At 41.6% G+C, this 18546-nt stretch carries 18 protein-coding genes and 1 pseudogene; 17 read left to right on the top strand and 2 right to left on the bottom strand.

The window, feature by feature from the left end:
• Positions 1 to 14: 14 nt before the first annotated feature.
• Positions 15 to 440 (bottom strand): VanZ family protein, encoded by a 426-nt coding sequence (locus QFZ73_RS12375; RefSeq protein ID WP_251426897.1) that lies wholly within the window; start codon positions 438 to 440, stop codon positions 15 to 17.
• A gap of 152 nt (positions 441 to 592) precedes the next feature.
• Between QFZ73_RS12375 and spoIIQ the strand changes: the two genes are divergently transcribed.
• The 10 genes and pseudogenes from spoIIQ to QFZ73_RS12425 all read left to right on the top strand — a co-directional run bounded on the left by spoIIQ (position 593) and on the right by QFZ73_RS12425 (position 7090).
• A complete protein-coding gene (gene spoIIQ / locus QFZ73_RS12380) occupies positions 593 to 1531 on the top strand; it encodes a stage II sporulation protein SpoIIQ (RefSeq protein ID WP_307266434.1) in 939 nt (312 codons plus the stop codon).
• 435 nt (positions 1532 to 1966) lie between these two features.
• Positions 1967 to 2239: a sporulation transcriptional regulator SpoIIID gene (spoIIID, locus tag QFZ73_RS12385; protein WP_034315767.1), complete on the top strand. Its 273-nt coding sequence runs from the start codon at positions 1967 to 1969 to the stop codon at positions 2237 to 2239.
• A 307-nt stretch (positions 2240 to 2546) separates the two neighbouring features.
• Complete coding sequence (mreB, locus tag QFZ73_RS12390) at positions 2547 to 3548, top strand: rod shape-determining protein (protein ID WP_251426891.1); 1002 nt, start codon at positions 2547 to 2549, stop codon at positions 3546 to 3548.
• A gap of 277 nt (positions 3549 to 3825) precedes the next feature.
• Positions 3826 to 4638 (top strand): annotated as a pseudogene (locus tag QFZ73_RS12395) (flagellar hook-basal body protein).
• Positions 4639 to 4693: 55 nt separating this feature from the next.
• Positions 4694 to 4819: a hypothetical protein gene (locus QFZ73_RS12400; RefSeq protein ID WP_307266438.1), complete on the top strand. Its 126-nt coding sequence runs from the start codon at positions 4694 to 4696 to the stop codon at positions 4817 to 4819.
• 66 nt (positions 4820 to 4885) lie between these two features.
• Positions 4886 to 5176 (top strand): flagellar hook-basal body protein, encoded by a 291-nt coding sequence (locus tag QFZ73_RS12405; protein ID WP_307266441.1) that lies wholly within the window; start codon positions 4886 to 4888, stop codon positions 5174 to 5176.
• Between the two features lie 2 nt (positions 5177 to 5178).
• On the top strand, positions 5179 to 5508 hold the full coding sequence (locus QFZ73_RS12410) for a flagellar basal body rod C-terminal domain-containing protein (RefSeq protein ID WP_307272744.1): 330 nt from the start codon (positions 5179 to 5181) through the stop codon (positions 5506 to 5508).
• A gap of 168 nt (positions 5509 to 5676) precedes the next feature.
• Positions 5677 to 5931, top strand: a complete 255-nt coding sequence (locus QFZ73_RS12415) for a DNA-directed RNA polymerase subunit beta (protein ID WP_063235663.1) — start codon at positions 5677 to 5679, stop codon at positions 5929 to 5931.
• A gap of 127 nt (positions 5932 to 6058) precedes the next feature.
• Complete coding sequence (gene fabZ, locus QFZ73_RS12420; protein WP_034315755.1) at positions 6059 to 6487, top strand: 3-hydroxyacyl-ACP dehydratase FabZ; 429 nt, start codon at positions 6059 to 6061, stop codon at positions 6485 to 6487.
• A 312-nt stretch (positions 6488 to 6799) separates the two neighbouring features.
• The gene (locus QFZ73_RS12425; protein WP_307266446.1) at positions 6800 to 7090 is read left to right on the top strand and encodes a hypothetical protein; all 291 of its coding nucleotides are present in this window, start codon (positions 6800 to 6802) and stop codon (positions 7088 to 7090) included.
• 116 nt (positions 7091 to 7206) lie between these two features.
• Here QFZ73_RS12425 and QFZ73_RS12430 read toward each other — a convergent pair whose 3' ends face one another.
• Positions 7207 to 7641 carry a YwpF family protein gene (locus QFZ73_RS12430; protein ID WP_251426879.1) on the bottom strand — a complete coding sequence of 145 codons (435 nt, stop codon included), beginning with the start codon at positions 7639 to 7641 and terminating at the stop codon, positions 7207 to 7209.
• A 358-nt stretch (positions 7642 to 7999) separates the two neighbouring features.
• On the opposite strand from QFZ73_RS12430, the gene ssb reads away from it, so the two are divergent.
• The 7 genes from ssb (at position 8000) to QFZ73_RS12465 (ending at position 18492) form a co-directional block, all read left to right on the top strand.
• The gene (gene ssb / locus QFZ73_RS12435; protein ID WP_251426875.1) at positions 8000 to 8362 is read left to right on the top strand and encodes a single-stranded DNA-binding protein; all 363 of its coding nucleotides are present in this window, start codon (positions 8000 to 8002) and stop codon (positions 8360 to 8362) included.
• 537 nt (positions 8363 to 8899) lie between these two features.
• Positions 8900 to 9904 carry an ABC transporter ATP-binding protein gene (locus tag QFZ73_RS12440; protein WP_251426872.1) on the top strand — a complete coding sequence of 335 codons (1005 nt, stop codon included), beginning with the start codon at positions 8900 to 8902 and terminating at the stop codon, positions 9902 to 9904.
• Positions 9885 to 10853, top strand: coding sequence for an ABC transporter ATP-binding protein (locus QFZ73_RS12445; protein WP_251426870.1), 969 nt, complete (start codon positions 9885 to 9887; stop codon positions 10851 to 10853). The genes QFZ73_RS12440 and QFZ73_RS12445 overlap by 20 nt, the downstream gene beginning before the upstream one ends.
• Before the next feature lie 42 nt (positions 10854 to 10895).
• Positions 10896 to 12512, top strand: a complete 1617-nt coding sequence (locus tag QFZ73_RS12450) for an ABC transporter substrate-binding protein (RefSeq protein WP_251426867.1) — start codon at positions 10896 to 10898, stop codon at positions 12510 to 12512.
• A gap of 115 nt (positions 12513 to 12627) precedes the next feature.
• Entirely contained in the window at positions 12628 to 13632 is a 1005-nt protein-coding gene (locus QFZ73_RS12455; protein WP_148358361.1) for an ABC transporter permease, read from the top strand.
• Positions 13633 to 13644: 12 nt separating this feature from the next.
• Positions 13645 to 14547, top strand: a complete 903-nt coding sequence (locus QFZ73_RS12460; protein WP_251426864.1) for an ABC transporter permease — start codon at positions 13645 to 13647, stop codon at positions 14545 to 14547.
• Positions 14548 to 14754: 207 nt separating this feature from the next.
• Complete coding sequence (locus QFZ73_RS12465) at positions 14755 to 18492, top strand: S8 family serine peptidase (RefSeq protein ID WP_307266460.1); 3738 nt, start codon at positions 14755 to 14757, stop codon at positions 18490 to 18492.
• Positions 18493 to 18546 lie beyond the last annotated feature (54 nt).

An 18546-nucleotide genomic window follows, 5' to 3' on the forward strand; every position in this document is an offset into this window, starting at 1 on the left:
GGGATTCCCATCTCTCATTTTATTTCGTTTAATTTTTCTATAATGGTCAAAAAGCCTCGTTCACGCTTGAAATAATGATATTGGACATGAAAATAGACTGCAGCTACCCCAATGATATCTTTAATGACATCTATTAATGTAGAGGATCGGTATGGGACGAAAGATTGGTGGTATTCATCAATCACTCCGTAAAGGCAAGCTACAAGGGCCGCCAACAGGCTTAAACCAGGTTTCAGTTTTTGGTTTGCAGCAAGGGCTGAAACTAATAATATATACAAAAGGGCAAATTCGACCAGATGAAGTGCCTCTTTGATAAATCGGTCAATTGAGGATGAGGGAAGATCAAGAATCATATCATCGGGGTTGCTCGACATTATCCAAATGGCAATCATATATAGAAAAGGCAATAACGTTAACACAAGTTTAAAAGCTTTTTTCATGATTTAAACATCCTTCAACAGTAAGATACCAAACATTTTACCATTCTACGAATAAAATCGGTTTCATTTCCACAAAATAAATCTAAAAATTTTTTTTCCTGAATGTATATAATCTTAACAAAATGTTCAGAATGATTGCTGAGGTGATTAATATGAGAGAGGAAGAAAAGAAACCAACTTCCACAATCCGACGTATACTAAAACAACGTTGGGCATTATCAGCAATCTATATCGCAAGTGCAGCCATAATCTTAGCCGCGGCCTTCTTATTACAAAATAGTTTTGATGATTCAGCTAAAGATGGCAAAGAGGAATCAGCTGAAACAGGAAAAAACTATGATCAGCCTTCTGTAGAGGTTAATAGTAATCTTGAGACAATCAAGATGCCTGTAGCCGATGCAGACAAATCGGTTATCAAGAAACAGTTTTATGATGTGAATGCGGATGAAAAGGCACAAGAAGAAGCATTGGTTTTCTACAACAATAGATATGAGCAAAACAAAGGTATAGACATTGCAATGGAAGATGGAAAGTCTTTCGATGTAAAAGCTTCCCTAAGTGGAAATGTAACGAAAGTTCAAGACGATGCATTACTTGGAAATTTAGTTGAAGTAGAGCATGAAGATGGCGTGGTTACTCGTTATCAATCTGTTAAAGACATTAAGGTTGCAGTTGGTGACAAAGTGAAACAAGGACAAGCAATTGCTACTGCTGGAAAAAGCCAAATCAATGAAGAGGCTGGCGTACATGTCCACTTCGAAATCAGAAAAGATAACATAGCGTTAAACCCACTTGATTTTGTTGATAAACAAGCTTCTGCGATTCAATCGGCAACTGAAGCCGAAGGCAGCGAACTTGAAGATTCAGCTAATAAAGAAGAAACACCTGCAGTCGAAGGATCTGAAGCTGATAAAGAAGAAACACCTGCAGTCGAAGAATCTGAAACTGGCACGGAAGAAGCGCCTGCAGTTGACGAAACTGACGAGAGCACTGATTTAGAAAGTGGCACTGATGAGGAAGGCTCTATCCCTGGTGAAGATACAACTGAAGAAAGCGATTCCTTAAAAGATTCGTTAAATCAATCTAATTAAGATTAAGATTTTTAATAAAATCAAAACAAAAACCTAGAGCGTTACGAATGACAACAACTGAAAATTTGGTAAAAGGAAGCCGTTCACTTTGAGCGGCTTCCTTTTTTTCTTTCGGGGAAATATTGGCCAATATGCTGAAATCTTTGAATTTCTGACAAATTTCTCGGGAAATAATTTGCGCTTTATGAAAATAAACAGATGAAAATCAGAAATAAATCCAAACCTCCTGTCCCATTAGGCATATATTCTTAACCAAGCTAATAAGATGTTATAAACCATGCAAAGAGAGTGTTTGAGGTGAGGAATCGTTTATTACAAATTATCTAATAGGTGAATAATTCTATCTTTCATTGTTTATAGGGCAGCGGTATTCGATTCGAAAAATACGAATCTCATTTCACACTTCTCACATCCAATTTGGGGAGGTCGAGTGGTGTGCACGATTACATCAAAGAAAGAACTATCAAGATAGGAAAGTATATCGTGGAAACTAGAAAAACAGTCCGCGTCATTGCAAAAGAGTTCGGAGTCTCTAAAAGCACAGTGCATAAAGACTTAACTGAGAGGCTGCCAGAAATTAATCCTGATTTGGCTAACGAAGTGAAGGATATATTGGATTATCATAAATCCATTCGTCACCTTAGAGGTGGAGAAGCGACAAAATTAAAATATAAACGTTCTGAAAGAGAAGAAGAAATCGTTAAATGATACTTGAATCATCCCGGCAATTGGAAGTGAATCGGGCAATCGGGGAATGAATAAAGGGACATGAAAGTGAGTGTCAGCTTTTTTCTTAACCTTGATTGCGGTTCCATGCCGGGTTTTTTTATGGGAAAATACGGCAAGATAGTACATAAGGCATCGATTTTTTTTACAAATTGGCAAAATAGGAAAAAATAGTCTATATTAGTGTTTATTTATAATTCATACTTACTTGTGTCAATGCAATATGGTAAAATAAACAATTAGGACAGAAGTAGGTTATATGTGAGGATATTCAAGGAGGATTTAAGAAATGTTTGCTAGAGATATTGGGATAGATCTTGGAACAGCCAATGTTCTTATACATGTCAAAGGTAAAGGAATTGTGTTAAATGAGCCTTCGGTAGTTGCGATTGATAAGAATACGAACCGTGTTCTTGCCGTCGGGGAAGAAGCTCGTAAAATGGTAGGCCGTACTCCAGGAAACATCATCGCAATCCGTCCTTTAAAAGACGGTGTCATTGCGGATTTTGATGTAACAGAATCGATGCTGAAGCATTTTATCAATACATTGAATGTGAAAGGCTTCCTTTCAAAGCCTAGAATTTTAATCTGCTGCCCGACCAACATAACAAGTGTCGAACAAAAGGCGATTAAAGAAGCTGCTGAAAAAAGCGGCGGAAAGAAAGTATTTCTTGAAGAAGAACCAAAAGTGGCTGCAATCGGTGCCGGTATGGATATTTTTCAACCAAGCGGCAATATGGTCGTAGACATTGGCGGGGGTACAACGGATATTGCCGTTCTTTCAATGGGGGATATCGTTACATCTTCTTCCATTAAAATGGCCGGTGACAAATTCGATAATGAAATTTTACATTATATCAAGCGGAAGTATAAGCTCCTGATTGGTGAACGTACAGCGGAAAACATTAAAATCCAGGTTGCAACCGTCTTCCCTGGATCTCGTAATGAAGTCATCGATATCCGTGGACGCGATATGGTATCGGGATTGCCTAGAACCATTTCGGTCAATTCGCAAGAAATTGAGGAAGCTCTTCGCGAGCAGGTTTCCATCATTGTACAAGCTGCAAAAAGCGTACTTGAGCGGACGCCTCCAGAACTTTCTGCTGATATAATCGACCGCGGCGTCATTTTAACAGGTGGGGGAGCATTGCTTCACGGGATTGATTTACTCCTTGCCGAAGAACTTAAGGTCCCAGTACTCGTTGCCGAGCAGCCAATGGATTGTGTAGCAATCGGAACTGGCATCATGCTTGATAATATGGATAAATTGCCACGGCACAAATTCAACTAAAAAGCGGATGGAAATCCGCATCATAAGATAGGGGTCTAAGGTTCAGGCAAACGTGAGGCATAGTGAAAGTGCGTGCAGTTCTAGTACAATGAGCAATAGGCCCTCTTCTTTTGTCGAGAATTTAACACCATTCCTTTAAATCTGACCTAGCCTACGATACAGACAAATTCTTCTGCCTAATGCTTTTCCTTTTCCTTAAGATACTGATGTTCATGACTGATAAGATAAATATGAGAACTTGAACGGGGTAAGTTATGTAGATTGAGGAGTGAAGAAGATGTTAAGAGGTTTTTATACGGCTGCTTCCGGGATGCTTACACAACAAAGGCGCACAGAATTGCTCACAAACAATATGTCCAATGCGAATACAACAGGTTATAAAAGCGGATCAAATGAGTGTAAGGTCTTTTCCGGAAATGCTTATCAGCAACATAGGTGGTAAAACGGTTCCTACGGAGAACAAATTGAGCATGTCTAACTTATCCCAGGTTGGGGGGCTCAGTACGGGCGTTTATGTACAGGACGCGAATCCTTTATTGGAGGAAACCCAGCTTAATACGGATATTTCCTTGGTTGATGAAAATCTTCCGATCAATGAAGAAACGGGTCGGCAAGGGTCGGTGTTTTTTACTGTCCAAGATGGTGATGGTGCTATCCGTTATACGCGTAACGGCAGTTTCACTTTGGATGGGCAAGGTTATCTGACTACGTCTTCCGGTCATTATGTATTGAACGAAAATAATGAAAGGATCAAGCTTGATAGCGATCAGTTCACAGTAGCGGAAAACGGTGTTATTTTGGAAGGAAATGTTCAAACCGCACGTATGGGCATCGGTTATTCGGATGATCCATCATTACAGCTCATGAAGGATGGGGAAGGCCTATATAAGGCTGTGAATGATAGGGATTTACCTAGCGCATACGCGGCTGAGGATGTCGGTTTTGCTACTAAGCAAGGCTTTCTTGAAGGCTCCAATGTTGACCAATCGAGAACGATGACGGAAATGATGCTTTTGAATCGAGTCAGAAGGTTCTTCAAGCCTATGATAAAAGTTTGGATAAAGCGGTCAATGAAGTTGGCAGGCTTTAATTGAACGGCAGGGGAAAAATGATTTTGGAAATTTGAACATGGAAGGGGAAAATCCATGAATCGGACCATGATGACGGCGACGAATACGCTGAACCAACTTCAAAGTAAAATCGATCAACTAAGTAATAATTGCGAATGTGGACATGACTGCCTACAAAAAGACCCAAACGAGTTTCAATAATCAACCGAGTGAGACCAAGGAAAAAGGAAGGTTGACCACATCTGGCATCCGGCAGGGAACGGTGCTATGATAAGCCAATCTCAATTGGTGCTTTCTCAGGGAGCCTTAAAGACGACGGACCGCAACCTTGATGCTGCATTCATCCGTGAGGACCAATTCTTCACCGTAAGCGTTCAGGACGATAATGGGGTCAATACAAGGTTTACAAGGGATGGGGCCTTTTATTTATCTTCTAATGCTAACGACCAAATGATGCTCGTTACCTCTGCCGGAAATAAAGTCCTTGATGAAATGGTGAACCGATCCTCATTGAGGGAAATATTAAAGACATTAAGATTTCGGAAAATGGCTTATTGATAGTGGATACGGAAGAATATGGAGAAAAGAGTTTTGGGCTCGGAATCGTCTCGGTAAAGAAACCGCAGTTCCTTGAGCGGCTAGGCGGAAATTTACCTGGCCTTCCCAAAAACTTCAATGCCTTGGGTGTCACTGAAGACGATATCATGACTTCATTAACAGGAGATTCCCGCAACCAGGCAGCAGTCCGTCAAGGCACTCTGGAGGCCTCGAATGTCGATCTTTCCAAAGAAATGACGGATCTAATCAATGTTCAGCGGTCTTATCAATTTCAATCCCGGACGGTAACGATGGCTGATCAAATGAGCGGATTAGTCAATGGAATCCGTTAAAGTATCTGGTAAATAAAATGTCTCCCTGCGGAATTAGAGCAAATCGGTTATAATGAATTCATAACAAAGAGAATCATCCGTGCCGATCATTTTGCATAGCTGCTGAATTTCTGGTCTATAGGGAAAATCAGTCGGCGAGTTTTCTTAAAAGGAGCTTTCACATTCTATATGGAACAAAATCGTGTAATGAGACAACAAATTGAAGAAGAGATAAAGGAAGTTGAGACGAAACCGAATCGCAGAATCAAGGTCCGTCTTTTGCCAATTTGGCTTCGTTTACTCATTGTTATCGGATTGATTTTCATTGCTGTATTATCCGGGGCACTATTAGGATACAGTGTGATTGGTGGAGGAAATGCAATGGATGTTTTCCAAAAATCCACATGGACCCATATTATTGATATAGTGAACAAGGGCGCTTAGTTCCATGTTTTTCGAGGTAGTTGCTGTCGTTATCGGATTTATATTACATGGCAACTACGCCTCTGTCTTCATAGCAGGGGCGAGTTTACGTTATGTTTGAAATATTTAAGTCATAGGAGGAACAAGTATGCTTGATATCACACAAATAAAGGAAATTATCCCACATCGTTACCCATTCTTATTAGTCGACCGGATCATAGAAATAGATGAAGGGAAAAGAGCGGTTGGATTGAAGAATGTCTCTGCAAATGAAGAATTCTTTAATGGTCATTTCCCCGATTATCCAGTTATGCCTGGTGTTTTAATTGTAGAGGCATTAGCGCAAGTTGGTGCTGTAGCCGTTTTGAAACAAGAAGAATACAAAGGACGGCTTGCATTTTTCGCAGGGATTGATAATTGCCGCTTTAAAAAGCAAGTTAAACCAGGTGATCAGCTGCGTTTGGAAGTGGAAATAGTGCGTATGAGAGGGTCAATGGGTAAAGGGAAAGCAGTGGCAACGGTAGATGGAGAAACAGCATGTGAAGCCGATATCATGTTTGCTTTTGGTGACAAATAAGAAGTGCATTCATTTTCCACGAAAGGGAATTGGAATATTTTAATTATATTTCTCGAAAAATGGTTTAAGGAAGCGTGAAGCGGTGTATATAAAAAGCACTGCATTTCCTTTTTAAAGCAAGAGCGGTTTTTAGAACTTTCTATTCTCCCTTTGAATGCCGGACATTTTAAAATGTCCGGCATTTTTTAATGAATAAGTTCCAATAAATATGAGCTAAGCGGATTTTCTTTTTTAAATTTAAAATTTGGCGCAAGTTATTTTCACATTCGGGCAAAATAGCTAATGATAAAGAAAGAAGGGAGGTTGCCAAAAATGATGAAGAAAATTTTTGCACTAATTGGGGGATCTTTATTATCTATTATGTTCCTTGCTGGATGTGGAACTAATGATAATGACAACAATCCCGCACCAGAAGATGATAACAACATCATTGATGATGATAACAATGATGTAAATGATAACAACGGCAAGGATGATAACGACTTGAATGATAACGATGATGGAGTGCTTGATAACGACGACAATGACGTTGATGATAACATCGATAATGATGCCGATGACTTGATTAAAGACGATGATAAAAATGATGACAAAAATAAGTAATTAGCACAGAATGAGAAAGACTGGCCTAGGCAAGAAGAGGATTAATATCCTTATTCGTCTAAGTCAGTCTTTTTTCTGTGCATTCGATTAGGGAATGGGAATTAAGGGAAGGGTTTTTATTTATTAGTTGCCAATTTAGGCTTTGAGCGGATTTTTTGCTTGAACTCTTTTAATAATTCATCGCCGGATAGACCTTTTTGAACCAAATCTTCAAGAAGGAGTTCTGCATATTTACTCCGTGTTTTTTGGATATGACCAACGAATAAAAGGCTATAATGGTTGCCCACTTTTCTTATAGTGCGTAAAACAGTGTGAAACAAAGCCGGTTCATTGTCCTTTTTGGTAATGACGGCCTGGATATACACCTCTCCGTCAATATTGGGAAGTGAGGGTTCAAGCTCCTTGAAATGGCTTTCTTCTACAAAGGCTTCCAATAACCATGTTCTAGCATCGTTTTCTTTATTTATAATCAGTCCATCTGTTAATGCAATATCAATCAAGTTTAAATTCTCAGTAACAATTTGCAACGTGATCAATTTAAATGATTTCATCTAATTCCTCCGTTTCTTCCCAGAAGAGCGGTAATTACCTCTCTTAATTGTAATTTTTGAAATGTACATATCGATTAATCCTTTTAAAGGTAATTATATCATACTAAAAAAAAGTCCCTTAATGAAATGAAAACCCAACATTTGTCTAAATTATGAAGGATGGAATAAAAATTTGCAAAATATTTAATTTTGTTAACTATTCGTTTTTCAACTGATCTTAATCGATAAAAAATGATTTTGCATCCATTCAAACGGTTTTTTATGAAGAAAAAGGGTGTAATAAGGCCATTTCCTTCATTTTTTTATCGATGGAAGAAAGAGTATGATTAAAGCATATTAAAGAGGAAGGAGTGAAAAAATGATTAACCAAGTTACCCTCGTCGGCAGGCTTACGAAGGATCCCGAATTAAGATACACACCCGATGGCAAGGCTGTTTCCAATATCACGTTAGCGGTCAACCGGAACTTCCGTAATACTGTCGGTAACTATGAGGCAGACTTTGTACAGTGTATCATATGGAAAAAGTCGGCTGAAAATACTGCTCAATATTGTAAAAAAGGTGCCATAATCGGCATAACTGGCAGAATGCAAACGAGGAGATACGAAAATCAGGAGGGTAAATATGTATATGTAACTGAAGTGGTCGCCGAGAGAGTTCAATTCATTGGGTCTAAACAAACTGATGTTAAGCCCAAGGATTTTGAACATATTGGTTTATAGTGTTACGTGGAGGTTGGGTATGATAGCTTGCCTAAAGACGGAAGCAAGATTGTTTTTAAGAATATGTAAGAGTGGAAAAAACTTAGTGATTTATTCGTGGTGAAGACCCATGTGAAAACTTCTAATAATGAATATAAGGACGGATTCAATGATGCTTACTCAATTGGAAACACAAAAAAAAGTATTTATATGACCATAATGAAAATAAATGAACAGAGTTTCAACACTATTTAGTAAAACTTTAAAGTAGTATATATAATTCATTTTCAGCCATTCATTCCCCAAAACTAATATAGCTTCTTCCCCGCTGGAAACCCCGATTTACCCTCAATAAAATCGAGTTATCTAATTTCCCCCTTGTAAAGACTGCAAATAAGCAGTCTTTTTTTGTGCCAAAATGTGTGTAAATAGAAAAAATAAAAAAATAATTCTGTTAAATTAGAATTTTTAGAAAATATATTGTAATATTTTAATTTTGATGCAATAATAAACCCAATAATATAATTGGAAAAAAAGTTATATATAGGAAGTGATTTGATGGACGAACCAATTATTAAGGTTAATGGGCTGCGAACCAGTTTTCGTACTGACGATGGGGTGATCCCTGTCGTGAATTCAATCGATTTTCACGTCAATCCTGGTGAGGTTTTAGGGATTGTAGGAGAATCGGGATGCGGAAAAAGCGTAACTTCTCTGTCCATCATGGGTCTGGTTTCTTCACCGGCTGGTAAGGTGGAGGGGGAAATCCTTTTTAAAGGAGAGAACATCGCAAATGCCTCTGAAGCGAAAATGAGAAAAATTCGCGGGAATGATATAGCGATGATATTTCAGGAACCGATGACAAGCTTGAATCCTGTGTTCACTATTGGCGAGCAGTTGGTCGAGACGCTTCGGATACATAAAAAATGGAACAAAAAACAGGCCCGCCACAGAGCGGTGGAAATGTTGAAGCTGGTTGGACTTGGCCGTGCCGAGGAATTGCTCAAAGAATATCCGCATCAGCTTTCAGGCGGAATGCGACAAAGGGTCATGATAGCAATGGCCATGATTTGTGAGCCGAAACTCCTTATAGCCGATGAACCGACAACGGCCTTGGATGTGACGATCCAGGCACAAATCCTAGAGTTAATGAAGAATTTAAATAAAGAAACTGACACGGCAATCATGATGATTACCCATGATCTTGGGGTAGTGGCGCAAATGTGTGAACGTGTCATTGTCATGTATGCCGGCAAGGTAATAGAGGAAGGAAATGTGCAAACGATTTTCCAAAACCCTAAGCATCCGTATACCGTCGGTTTACTTCAGTCGATTCCTGATATGCGAATGAAGAAAGAGCGTCTTTACTCGATACCGGGTAATGTGCCCAAACCTGGGACAAGCAATCTCGGGTGCCAGTTTGCCCCTCGGTGCTCCCATGCCATGGAGCAATGTATAAATGAGACCCCGTCTCTTTTGAAATTCGATGAGGGACAGCATGTACGCTGCTGGCTGTATGAGGATGGGAAAGGAGTTGCCTTGCATGAATCAAACATTGGTTAAGGTAGAAAACCTAAAGAAGCATTTTCCGATTAAAGGAGGAGTTCTAGGAAAGACCATTGGAGAGGTCAAGGCAGTGGATGGTTTGTCTTTTTCCATTTATAAAGGGGAAACCTTAGGACTTGTCGGTGAAAGCGGTTGCGGAAAGTCGACGACGGGAAGATTATTGCTTCGATTGCTTGAGCCGAGTGAGGGTAATGTTTATTTCGAAGGAAAGGACCTGACAGCTTTATCTTCCAGTGAAATGAGAAAGATGCGCCGTGAAATGCAGATGGTCTTCCAGGACCCATTCGCTTCCCTCAATCCCAGGCATACTATTGAAAAAATATTGGAAGAACCACTCATCGTTCATGGGGTTAAAGATAAAAAGGCGCGAAAGGCCCGTGTACAGGAACTCCTTAAGGTTGTTGGATTAAGCAGTTACCATGCTAAAAGGTATCCGCATCAATTCAGCGGGGGCCAGCGGCAGCGTATTGGCATCGCGAGGGCACTTGCAGTCAACCCGAAACTGATCATTGCCGATGAGCCGGTATCTGCGCTGGATGTGTCGATTCAGGCCCAGGTCTTGAATCTGTTGCAGGATTTACAGGAAGATTTTGATTTGACCTACCTATTCATTGCCCATGATCTTGGAGTGGTAAGGCATATCTCCGACCGTGTCGGTGTCATGTATCTTGGGCATATAGTTGAATTGACGGAAAGTGAAGGACTTTATGAAGAGCCGCTTCATCCATATACGCAGGCTTTATTATCAGCCGTGCCGATCCCGGATGTGGAATACAAGGGTGATAGGGTAATCCTGCAAGGAGATGTTCCAAGCCCATCAAACCCGCCTGCTGGCTGTCCATTCCATACGAGGTGTCCGAAGGCGATGGCGGAATGCCAAACGGAAAAGCCAATCCTGAATGAACATAAACCTGGTCACTACGTTGCTTGTCATTTATACAATTGACACGACGTATACATAAATTCGCAAATAATAAGGGGGAAGAATATGAAGAAAACATTGGCATTATTGCTAACTGGTATCCTGGCTCTTTCGCTAGCGCTTGCGGGATGCTCCTCGTCTACATCAAAAGAGAAAGATGAGGGTAAAGGGGGTTCGAGTGAAGCGAAGGGCGGCGTATTGATATACGGTAAAGGCGGAGATGCTGTCGGTCTTGACCCAGCTATCGTAACCGATGGGGAATCATTCATCGTCACACAGCAGATCTTTGAAACGCTCGTGAAATATGGGGAAGATAATACGGAAATCAATCCAGGTCTTGCAGAATCATGGGAAGTGTCCGATGATGCAAAAACATACACATTCAAATTGAAAACCGGCATCAAGTTCCATGATGGTACGGATTTCAATGCAGATGCGGTCGTAAAAAACTTTCAACGTTGGGCACAAAGTAAGGATGAGGGTAAATTCGCTTACTATGCGTCCATGTTCGGAGGATTTGAAGGTGATGAAGGCCATGTGATTAAAGAAGTTAAAGCAATCGATGCCAGCACGGTGGAATTCACGTTGAACCGTCCGCAGGCGCCGTTCCTGAAAAACCTTGCCATGCCTACATTTGCAATAGCCAGTCCGGCTGCAATTGAAAAAGAGGGTGACGGCTTCACTAAAAATCCATCTGGTACAGGTCCTTTCAAATTCAAATCATGGAAACCTGGCGATACGATTGAAGTGGTGAAAAACGATGACTATTGGCAAGATGGACTGCCAAAACTTGATGGAATCACGTTTAAGGTCATTAAAGATAACTCTGCGCGTTTAAATGCTGCAATCAAGGGTGAAATCGACCTGATGGACGGGTTGAACCCAAGTGATATCAGTAAAGTTACAGGAGATGAAAAATTGCAAATATTCGAACGTGCATCCATGAATGTCGGGTACTTTGCTTTCAATGTTGAGAAAGCACCTTTCGACAAGAAAGAAGTGCGTCAAGCCATCTCGCATTTGATCAACAAAAAGGAAATCATTGATAATTTTTATGAAGGCACAGCAGAGCCTGCCAAGAATCCTATGCCGCCATCAGTTTCTGGTTACAATGACAAAGTCGAAGACTATGATTACGATGTAGAAAAAGCGAAAGAACTGCTGAAAAAAGCTGGACTTGAAGACGGATTTAAAATGGACCTATGGGCAATGCCGGTACCGCGCCCATACATGCCAGATGGTCAAAAAGTGGCTGAAGCCATTCAAGCAAGCCTAAAGCAAGTCGGCATCGAAGCGAATATCGTTTCGTACGAATGGGCTGCATATTTAGAGAAAGTGCAGGCTGGTGAAGCCCAATCCTTCATGATGGGCTGGACAGGCGATAATGGAGATGCGGATAACTTCCTTTATACGTTATTGGATAAAGATAATATCGGCTCCAACAACTATGCCCGCTATGCAAACGATGAAGTCCATGACCTATTGATCGAAGCTCAGTCAACGGCAGATGAAGCCAAGCGTAATGAGTTATATGGAAAAGCCCAGGAAATCATCCATGATGAAGCACCATGGGTACCTCTTGTCCACTCTTTACCGCAGCTAGCCGGATCTAAGACGGTCAAAGGGTTTGTTCCACATCCAACTGGTTCACAATCCCTTGTTAATGTTTCTCTAGAAAATTAACCGTACGAACCGGGTAGTATGGAGTCTTGCATGCTTCCCGGTTTTGTTATGGAATGCATTTCAAAATGATCGAGGGCGCTTCTAAGGACCCATATTTAAAAGGCGGGTGATTGTTTTGTTTTCCTATACCGTACGACGTTTAGGATCTCTCATTCCAGTGTTACTCGGAATGGCGTTTATTGTATTCATGATGATTCGGGCGATACCCGGAAACCCAGCACAGGTGATTCTAGGGCAGCAAGCAACAGAAGAGGCAGTCGCTGCAATGACAAAGGAACTTGGTCTGGATAAACCTTGGTTCATTCAATTTTGGGATTACTTATCAGGCCTGTTAAAGGGTGATCTGGGTGTATCGTTAAAAACGAATAGTCCGGTTTCGGAAGAAATTGGGCCATACTTAATGGCAACGATAGAGCTGGCATTGATCGCCATGATCATCGCAGTTGTCATAGGTGTGAATGCAGGGATAATATCAGCTTGGTTCCAAAACTCATGGTTTGATTATGTCGCCATGGTGATTGCTTTGATTGGTTTGTCCATGCCTATATTCTGGCTGGGATTAATGGAGCAATATATCATTTCCATTCAGTGGGATTTACTTCCGACGACAGGGCGGGACAATATCAGGGATCCCGTTGAGGCCATAACCGGTCTGTATTTGATAGATACACTCATGCAGGGCAGGGTCGATCAATTTTTCGAAGTGATCAAACATCTCATTTTGCCGGGGATTGCGCTTGCGACAATTCCGATGGCCATTATTGCAAGGATGACACGTTCGTCCATGCTGGAAGTTATGAGATCGGATTTCATTCGTACGGCTCGTGCTAAAGGGATGAGAATGTTTTGGGTTGTTTATAAGCACTCCTTTAAGAATGCCCTGATTCCAGTGGTTACGGTTATCGGCCTGCAGACGGGATTACTTTTAGGCGGAGCCATTTTAACGGAAAACATTTTTGGATGGCCGGGTATCGGTACATATATTTATGATGCAATACTATCTCGGGATTATCCGGTGATACAATCCGGAATTCTCGTCATCGCCTTTTTGTTTGTCATGATTAATCTGGTTGTGGACTTGTTGTATGCAGCGATCGATCCTAGGATTAAGTATAAATAGGGAGGGAAACTCATGCCTGGATTAGCAACGAATACATCGCCAAACCTTCCTCCCAAAGAGGCAGAGGAAATAGTCATCTCTCCCTGGAAGGAAGGATGGAAAAGCTTCAGGAAAAATAAGGTAGCTATTGTCGGTCTGGGAATTGTTACATTTTTCATCTTAATCGCCATCTTCGCGCCCCTTATAGCACCCTATTCATTTGAGGGGCAAAAGCTAAGTGATAAGCATTTGGCCCCATCTGCGGAGCATTGGTTTGGAACGGATGAATTTGGCCGTGATATTTTAAGCCGGGTCATTTATGGCTCGCGCATATCAATAGGGGTCGGCTTCTTATCTGTAGCAGGGTCTGTCGTGGTTGGATCGTTTTTGGGAATCATTGCCGGTTATTACGGCAGGTGGATAGATACGATCATATCGAGGGTCTTTGACGTCATTCTGGCCTTTCCAAGTATCTTGCTTGCCATTGCAGTAGTAGCCGTTTTGGGACCCTCCCTTCGCAACGCACTTATTGCCATCGCCATCGTCAATGTCCCGATATTCGGCCGGCTTTTACGTTCACGGGTCTTAACGGTAAAAGAAGAGGAATATGTAACGGCTGCGAAGGCAATTGGAATGGGGGATGGCCGCATTCTCCTTCACCACGTCCTTCCGAATAGCCTTGCACCAATTATCGTTCAAGGTACCCTGGCGATTGCAACTGCCATAATTGAGTGTGCAGCACTCGGCTTTCTCGGCCTCGGTGCACAGCCGCCGGCACCAGAGTGGGGAAAAATGCTTGCCGATTCCAGGGCGTTCATCATTCAAGCACCATGGACGGTCCTCTTCCCTGGTCTTGCGATCATGCTTACGGTACTCGGCTTTAACCTTATGGGGGATGGGCTGCGCGATGCCTTGGATCCAAGAATGAAAAACTAGAAGTAAAGGGGTGATGTTAGTTTAACATCACCATCTTTTTGTCGTTTAGCTTGCAAAACTATTAAAATATGAAAAATAATAACAAAATCCTAGTTCGAAATAGGAAAATAGTGACTATTACCTCTTAAAATCACCCCAAAAGTTGTGATACTTTTATACTCAGTAAGAATATTCCAAAAATTGATTATTTTAGAGGAGGAAAGTTCATTGATCAAACGTAGCTTGTCCATTCTAGCAATCTTTCTATTAGTATTTACTGCAAGCGTTTCCGCAACCAAGCTCCCAGCTCCCCCGACCGGTTCGGATGGAGCTGGGAAGAAGAATCAAGAAAGTATTATAAAGCTGAAGAAAAATGATTTGGGGAAGAAATACAAAAGCAACGAGAAGGTCAGGGTCATCGTAGAGATGAAGGAAGCCCCGGCAATAGAAACAGCTTCGAAAGAAGGGAAACTTTTTAAACAGCTATCGAAAAATAAGAAACAACAATTAAAGTCCGAAAAGCTAGCTAATCAGAAGAAATTGAAAAAAAAGGTGAAAGAGAAAAGAATAGCTTTCAAGGAACTTGAAAGTTTTACGACAGTCGTCAATGGGTTCAGTGGTGAACTTCAGTATGGTGAAATCAAAAAGGTGGAAGCCATGCCTGAAGTTGCAGAAGTACATATTGTGAATGAATATGAACGTCCTGTAGAAAAACCCGAGATGCTTTATAGTAAAGAACTTGTCCAAGCCCAGGAAGCTTGGAGGGAATATGGATATAAAGGGGAAGGGATGGTCGTCGGGATTATTGATACTGGGATCGACCCATCTCACCGTGATATGGTCCTGAACGACGAGAATAAGGCTGAACTGACTGAAAGTGAAATTAGTGGGATGAAGGAATCTAGCCATCTATTAGGCAATTATTATACGGCGAAGGTTCCTTATGGATACAATTACATGGATGAAAATGAAGAAATCCTTGACCTTGGTGAAGGGGCTTCCATGCATGGAATGCATGTAGCAGGTACGGCTGGTGCCAATGGAGATGAAGAGAATGGCGGCATTAAAGGGGTTGCTCCTGAAGCCCAGCTGCTTGCTTTAAAGGTCTTCGGGAATGATCCCGACATGCAGACAACATGGGGCGATATATATATTAAGGCGATTGACGATGCCATCATCCTTGGGGCGGATGTGCTGAATATGAGCCTTGGCTCCACTGCAGGTTTTGTATCGGCAGAAGATCCGGAGCAGCAGGCGGTATCCAGAGCTGTTGATAATGGGATACTCATGTCGATTTCGGCAGGAAACTCGGCACACTTTGGAAATGGATTTGCAAACCCATCAGCCTCGAACCCGGATATTGGCGTTTCAGGTTCACCTGGACTTGCCTATGATTCGGTACAAGTGGCATCGGTAGAGAATAACTATATGGATTTGGATGCAGCGACTTATGATATAAACGGACAAGCAGGAAAAGCTCCGTTCATGTCGGCTTCAAGCGTACATCCCAATGTATTAACGGATAAAACACATGACTTGGTGGCTGCAGGTCTTGGGACGCCAGAGGAGCTTTCCAAAGTGGATGTTAAAGGCAAGTTCGCCCTCATCGAACGCGGCACGCTTTCTTTTATAGAAAAAGCGCAAAATGCCCAGGCAGCAGGAGCGACAGGAGTCATTATTTACAATAATGCTGACGGATATATTTCCATGGCCACAGATCCAAGCATCACTATTCCACAGCTGTTCATGTTGAAGTCGGATGGTGCAAAGCTGAAAGCGGCCTTAACGGATGGAGAAAAGGTGAAGATTACCTTTAATGGTGATAAAACAAAAGCTGTAAATCCAGAAGCAGGGAAAATGAGCTCATTCAGTTCATGGGGAGTGGCACCGAACTTGGATTTCAAACCAGAAATCACTGCTCCGGGCGGACAAATTTATTCGACGCTGAACAACGATGAATATGGAATGATGAGCGGTACTTCGATGGCGGCACCACATGTTTCCGGCGGCTCGGCATTGGTTCTTGAAAGAGTGGATAAAGAATTTAAATTAGACGGAGCTGCCCGGGCAAATTTAGCTAAGAACCTGATGATGAATACATCAAAACCATTAACGGATCAGGGTGTCGTCAATAAGGCCCTTGACTGGAAAAACCCTTATTCGCCTCGCAGTCAGGGAGCCGGAGTCATGCAGCTGCAATCCGCATTGTCCACACCTGCTGTCGTGACCGAGGCATTCACGAAAGAAGCGAAGGTTGCAATGAAGGAGGTCGGCAATAAGTTCGCCTTTACTTTAAAGGTTGAAAACTTCAGCAACAAAGCGGTCAAGTATGATGTAAAAGGAAATATACAAACAGACTATGCAATCCAGGGACAACTGGGTTATTCCGCTAATGAGCTGGAAGCACAGGAAATTAAGAACGCTTCGATTAAAATCAATAATAAAAATACAAATAAGATTGCCGTTCCAGCAAAAAAATCGGTTACATTCGAAGTGAAAGTGGATATTTCCGATGCAAAGGTACTTGGCGATGACCTTCAGACCCTTGTAGACATTGACAAGGTCTTTCCAAACGGATATTTCGTTGAAGGGTTCATTTCATTGAAGGATCCGGCAGATACGAATCCGGAACTGCATGTACCGTATGTAGGATTTAAGGGGGAGTGGGACAAAGCCCCGATCCTGGATGGCACTAAATATGACAAAGAGTCTTTCTATGGCATGGCAGGAGGAGTATCGACAGCTGGCGAAGATTTCACTTATCTTGGCTATGACCCCGCCGGAAAAACATTCAATGGAAAAAATATTGCGATTTCCCCAAATGGTGATGGTGCACAGGATGACTTCGTGCCGGTCCTATCATTCTTAAGGAATGCGAAAAAGGTAGAATACAATATATTGAATGGTGAAAACATATCAATCCGGAAACTTCGCACAGAGAATCATGTACGTAAGGACTATTATGATGGCGGACAAGGGACCGCATACACCCTGGATCCGGCCCGTAAATGGGACGGTAAAATCAATAATGCACTCGTTAAGGATGGGGTCTATTATTTTGAGATCAAAGCGATGATAGATTACGAGGGTGCAAAATGGCAGACGTTTAAAATGCCTATCAAAATCGATACGGTAAAGCCGACAGTCAAGATTTCGAAAAAAGGCAATGTATTAACCATCCAAGGTAAGGATAATTTGAATGGTTCAGGGCTTGCTTATTACGATGTACAAGTCGATGGAGCATCCATCATGGAAGAACCGCTCCCGGCGAATGCGAAACAATTCACCCTACCTGATGTAAAAGGGGAAAAGGTTCAGGTTGTGGCAATTGACTTTGCAGGTAATGAAAAAACGGCTGAAACCGAATTAGCCAGTGATTCAGCTCCAATCGATAATCATGCACCGGCTGTAAAGATCAAGAGTCCTGAAGCCTTGAGCGTGAACAATAAAAATAAAATCAAAATAACAGGAGAAATTGAAGAAGCCTCGGAAATAAAGGAATTTAAAATCGACAATAAAACGGTACCAGCAACGTATAACAAGACGAATAATAAATATGAATTCTCATATAAAAAGAAATTTGAAGATGGTGTCCAAAGCTTCACGGTTAAAGCAACCGATAAATGGGATAACACGGTTTCCTTTAAACGGACGATTATGATCGATGCAACCAAGCCAGGTTTAAAAGTTAAAGGTGTACCGGAAACTGTGGGAGTCAAAGGCAAAAATCCAAAAGTGGACGTGACGGTAGAAGATAATTTCGATGAAATCCGCCTTTACCTGAACGGAAGCGAAGTATTCTATCATGAATTCAAGGAACCATACAAAATGCGTGCCTATAAGAAGAAGATAGAGGATTTGGAGCTGCCGCTTAAATCAGGCAACAATAAGTTTGAATTTAAGGTGACCGATCTTGCAGGAAATGAATCGAAGAAATCCTTTAACATCAATAAAGCAAAAAAATAACGAAAGGCAGCCCTCTTATCCAAGGGGGCTGTTTTTGCGTAATAAGATTCCCGG

The organism is Peribacillus sp. V2I11 (assembly GCF_030817135.1).
GTDB classification, from domain to species: Bacteria; Bacillota; Bacilli; order Bacillales; family DSM-1321; genus Peribacillus; species Peribacillus simplex.